This window comes from Pseudomonas sp. RIT-PI-AD, assembly GCF_025642785.1.
Taxonomy (GTDB): domain Bacteria; phylum Pseudomonadota; class Gammaproteobacteria; order Pseudomonadales; family Pseudomonadaceae; genus Pseudomonas_T.
Genome location: NZ_JANZKU010000069.1, coordinates 1 through 599 on the forward strand (window position 1 = coordinate 1; position 599 = coordinate 599).

At 66.9% G+C, this 599-nt stretch carries 1 protein-coding gene and 1 pseudogene; both read right to left on the reverse strand.

Going from position 1 to position 599, the window contains the following annotated elements; all coding sequences use genetic code 11:
- On the reverse strand, nt 1-181 hold a 181-nt coding region (locus OGL92_RS22060; protein ID WP_263148028.1), incomplete at its 3' end, for a hypothetical protein.
- 22 nt (nt 182-203) lie between these two features.
- Nucleotides 204-599, reverse strand: a pseudogene (locus OGL92_RS22065) (hypothetical protein); the annotation flags it as partial.

The following is a 599-nucleotide window of genomic DNA, read 5'->3' on the forward strand; positions in this document are numbered from 1 at the left end:
GCAGCTTGGCGCCCAGGATCGGGTTGACCGGCTGGCCCACCGCCGGGGAGCAGGAGGGGCAGCGGTCCGCCTGGCCGATGGCCGTGCTGCCGACGAACACCGTGGGCGAGCCGGTGACCACATACTTGCCCGCCACTTCGCTGCCGACGTGGGCGAGCGGTAGCCCTGTTGACGCTGCCATGACGAAGTCCTTTTCCTCTTGCTTAGCAGTTGATTCTGACTTGCGGCGACAGGATTTCGATTTCCATCGCGGTGATCTTGAGGGTGCTCTGACCGCAACGCAGGATGATTTCCTCGTCGGCATCCACGTGGATGGTCTTGCTGCGCAGTTTCAGGCTCGCACCATCGAGGGTCACCGAACTCTGCGTGCCCTCGCCTTTGCCTGCGGCGCTGCCCTGCGTGGGCGAAACCACGTTCATCATCATGGCGCTGCTGTCGACCCCGCCACTCAGCCCCGCCGCCTGCTGGCCGGCCTCCTGGCTGACGAAGCCATTGCCCACGAACGGCGGCGTGGCACCCTGGGCCAGACCCGGCATGCCGGGGGAGGCGGGGCTATCGCCAGCGCCTCCCCCGCTGCCGCCCACGGTCAGGCTATAGGA